The 3640-nt window shown below is 70.2% G+C and carries 4 protein-coding genes and 1 pseudogene; 3 read left to right on the top strand and 2 right to left on the bottom strand.

Features of this window, described 5'->3' with window-relative positions; translation table 11 throughout:
- The 3 genes from G6019_RS14085 to purM all read left to right on the top strand — a co-directional run.
- A partial coding sequence (locus G6019_RS14085; protein WP_241726066.1) for a sterol carrier family protein occupies window positions 1-205 on the top strand: 205 nt, incomplete at its 5' end.
- Between the two features lie 41 nt (window positions 206-246).
- Window positions 247-1896, top strand: a complete 1650-nt coding sequence (purF, locus tag G6019_RS14080; RefSeq protein ID WP_107755794.1) for an amidophosphoribosyltransferase — start codon at window positions 247-249, stop codon at window positions 1894-1896.
- Between the two features lie 40 nt (window positions 1897-1936).
- Window positions 1937-3022, top strand: coding sequence for a phosphoribosylformylglycinamidine cyclo-ligase (gene purM, locus G6019_RS14075; protein WP_107755795.1), 1086 nt, complete (start codon window positions 1937-1939; stop codon window positions 3020-3022).
- Between the two features lie 84 nt (window positions 3023-3106).
- On the opposite strand, the gene G6019_RS14070 is transcribed toward purM, so the two are convergent.
- The gene (locus tag G6019_RS14070) at window positions 3107-3310 is read right to left on the bottom strand and encodes a DUF3073 domain-containing protein (protein ID WP_107755796.1); all 204 of its coding nucleotides are present in this window, start codon (window positions 3308-3310) and stop codon (window positions 3107-3109) included.
- Window positions 3311-3441: 131 nt separating this feature from the next.
- Window positions 3442-3640: pseudogene (locus G6019_RS14065) on the bottom strand (folate-binding protein); the annotation flags it as partial.

Here is a 3640-nt window from a genome sequence, read left to right as displayed (position 1 = left end):
GCGGGGGACCCCGCCCAACGTCGTCGAGACCGACGCCAGGACCTGGCTCGAACTCGCCACCGGCCGCCGCAGCTGGCAGTCCGCCGTCTCGGCCGGGCTGGTCCGTGCGTCGGGGACGAGGGCCGGTGAGGTCGCGTCGGGGCTGCCGGTGGTGCGACCGGGGACACGGGAGTGGGGTCACGGGGGTCCGGGAACGTACACTTGAACGGCACCGCCGGGGTCTGTCCGGGCGGACCGCCCCGAACCATGAGGGAGCACCACCAGGTGGAGAGCACGTCGTCACGTCCGGGCACGTCCGGACCACTCCGCCGCACAACGAGTCGCGCCGCCGTCGGTCTGGGTCTGCCCGACCCGTCCGTTCCCGGTCCGACCGGCCTGCCTGTCGACGCCGAGCGCATCGGCCCGGTCGAGGAGTGCGGTGTCTTCGGTGTGTGGGCTCCGGGCGAGGATGTCGCCAAGCTCACCTACTACGGCCTGTACGCGCTGCAACACCGAGGCCAGGAGGCCGCAGGGATCGCGGTCGCGGACGGTGAGCAGGTCCTGGTCTACAAGGATCTCGGTCTGGTGAGTCAGGTCTTCGACGAGAAGACCCTCGAATCGATGAGCGGCCACGTGGGCGTGGGCCACTGCCGGTACTCGACGACCGGCGCGGCGTCCTGGGACAACGCCCAGCCCATGTTCCGGCCCACTCCCGGTGGAGGGTCCGTGGTGCTGGGGCACAACGGGAATCTGGTCAACACCCAGGAACTCAAGCGTTACGCCACGTCGATCGGTATCCGTGGGTACTCCGAGAACAGCACCCACTCGGACTCGGACATCGTCTCCACCCTCCTCGCCCACGACGCGGGGGACGGGGGGCTCGAGGAGGCGGCGGCCCGGTTGTTGCCGCGACTGCGCGGTGCCTACTGCCTGACGTTCTCCGACGAGAGCACGCTGTACGCGGCCCGCGACCCTCACGGGGTGCGCCCCCTCGCGCTCGGTCGGCTCGAGCGGGGCTGGGTGGTCTCGTCCGAGACCTCTGCGCTCGACATCGTCGGGGCGTCGTTCGTCCGCGACATCGAGCCCGGTGAGCTCATCGCGATCGACGCCGACGGCGTCAGGTCGCGCAGACTGGCGGAACCCGCCCCCAAGGCCTGCGTCTTCGAGTACGTCTACCTGGCACGTCCCGACTCGGTGATCAACGAGCGGCTGGTCAACTCCGCTCGCGTGGAGATCGGTCGCACGCTGGCCGCCGAACACCCCGTCGAGGGCGACCTGGTCATCCCGGTCCCGGAGTCGGGCACCCCGGCCGCGGTCGGATACGCGCAGGGCTCCGGAATCCCCTTCGCACAGGGGTTGACCAAGAACGCCTACGTCGGCCGCACGTTCATCCAGCCCAGTCAGACGATCCGCCAGCTCGGAATCCGGCTCAAACTCAACCCGCTTCGCGAGGTGATCCACGGGAAGAAGCTGGTGGTGGTGGATGACTCGATCGTCCGGGGCAACACCCAGCGGGCCCTGATCAGGATGCTCAGGGAGGCGGGCGCCCTCGAGGTGCACGTCCGTATAGCCTCTCCTCCGGTCCGGTGGCCGTGCTTCTACGGCATCGACTTCGCCAGCCCGGCCGAGCTGATCGCCAACGGCGTCGACGTGACGGACGGCATGCTCGAGGGTGTCCGCAGGGCGATCGGCGCGGACACCCTCGGGTACATCTCGGTGGACGGGATGATCTCGGCCACCGGGCAGCCGCGGGACGAGTTGTGCGCCGCGTGCTTCGACGGCCACTATCCCATCGCGCTCCCGGACGACTCGCCCATGAGTGCGGCCGTGCTGGCCCTGGCCGCCCAGGTCGACGGCGAGACCCCCGACCGGCACCTGGTCCTGCACGACACCACGGACGCCGTCCGCCGACCCTGACCGGGCGCCCGCCCAGGGGCGCCGATGAGGAGAATCGACCATGACCGAGAACCACCACCCCGCGCGCGGCGCCTCGTACGCCGCCGCCGGCGTCGACATCGACGCCGGCGAGCGCGCTGTCGAACTGTTCGCGCCCCACGCCAGGCGTGCGACCCGACCGGAGGTGATGGGCGGTCTCGGGGGTTTCGCGGGGTTGTTCTCCCTGAAGAACACGTATCGGCAGCCGCTCCTGGCCTCGTCGACGGACGGCGTCGGCACCAAGATCGCGGTGGCGCAGGCCATGGATGTCCACGACACGGTGGGCATCGACCTCGTGGCGATGGTGGTGGACGATCTCGTGGTGTGCGGCGCCGAGCCGCTGTTCCTCCAGGACTACATCGCCATCGGCAAGGTCGTGCCGGAGCATGTCGCCGCCATCGTCGAGGGGATCGCCGAGGGGTGCGTGCGGGCGGGATGTGCCCTGCTGGGCGGGGAGACCGCCGAGCACCCCGGGCTCATGGCACCCGGCGAGTACGACATCTCGGGCACCGGGGTCGGGATCGTCGAAGCCGACGAGGTGCTCAAGGCGGAGAACGTCCGCCCCGGCGATGTGATCGTGGGTATGGCGTCCTCGGGTCTGCATTCCAACGGCTACTCACTGGCCCGGCACGTGCTGCTGGACCTCGCTCGCCTACCGCTGGAGGGTCACGTCGAGGAGTTCGGTCGGACACTGGGCGAGGAACTCCTCGAACCCACCCGCATCTACGCCCTGGACTGTCTGAGTCTCATCGCGGAGACCGACGTCCGGGTGTTCAGCCATGTGACAGGCGGAGGCCTCGCGGAGAACCTCGCGCGGGTCATGCCGCGCGGACTGGTCGCACGGCTCGACCGAGGGCGGTGGCCAGTGCCCGCCGTGTTCGGCACGATCGCCCACCACGGCCGTGTCGAACAGACCGAGATGGAACGGACGTTCAACATGGGCGTCGGGATGATCGCCGTCCTCCCGGCCGAGGACGTGGACCGAGCCCAGGCCGTGCTCACGGCACGGCACGTCGACAACTGGGTGATCGGGCACGTGGACAAGGCTGGAGAGGACGCCGCGGACTCGCCCCGCGTTGTCCTGGAGGGGTCGCACGCCAGATTCTGACCGGGGGGTCAGACCCCACCGCACACACGTGGGCCGGGCATCCAGCGGGATGCCCGGCCCACGTGTGTGCGGCTGGAAGTGCGGTCAGAACCTGCTGTCGCCGTCGGACCACGAATCGTAGGGGTCCTCGTCCTCGTCGGCACCGGGCCGATCGGTGCTGACCCGAGTGGTGGGTGCGCCACCACCGGCCAACTCCGCCTGGAGACGTTCTAGGTCCGTCTGCGGAGTGTTGTACTTGAGTTCGCGAGCGACCTTGGTCTGCTTCGCCTTCGCGCGGCCTCGGCCCATCGACCTGACCCCCTCGGAAACGGTGCTGGGCCACCTCGGGGGTGCCCATCAATGTGAGTATCTGCCTGCCCACAGGATAGCGTGCCCGGCCCGGAATGTCCGCCCGGGTGTCGCGGGGCGGCCTGCGGCACCTACCCCTGGCCGCGCAGCCTGCGGATCGCCTCGCGTCCGGCCTGCGGACCGGGGTCGTCCGGGAGGGAGTCGGGGTCGAGGGCGGCGGAGACCCCGTCCACCTCCAGGGCGGTGCCCGGCGCGACCGACCTCTTGATCAGCGCGAGCGCCACCGGACCGTCCTCGTGGTGATGGACGACGGTGCCCAACCGGCCGACG

Origin of the sequence: Dietzia sp. DQ12-76 (genome assembly GCF_014145045.1) — a bacterium.
Taxonomy (GTDB): domain Bacteria; phylum Actinomycetota; class Actinomycetes; order Mycobacteriales; family Mycobacteriaceae; genus Dietzia.
This window is presented reverse-complemented; position numbering and strand designations above follow the sequence as displayed.

What these genes read in the sequence shown, in the direction of transcription:
- purF (WP_107755794.1), top strand. Translation starts at nt 247, where the DNA reads ATGAGGGAGCACCACCAGGTGGAGAGCACGTCGTCACGTCCGGGCACG.
- purM (WP_107755795.1), top strand. Translation starts at nt 1,937, where the DNA reads ATGACCGAGAACCACCACCCCGCGCGCGGCGCCTCGTACGCCGCCGCC.
- G6019_RS14070 (WP_107755796.1), bottom strand. Translation starts at nt 3,310, where the DNA reads ATGGGCCGAGGCCGCGCGAAGGCGAAGCAGACCAAGGTCGCTCGCGAA.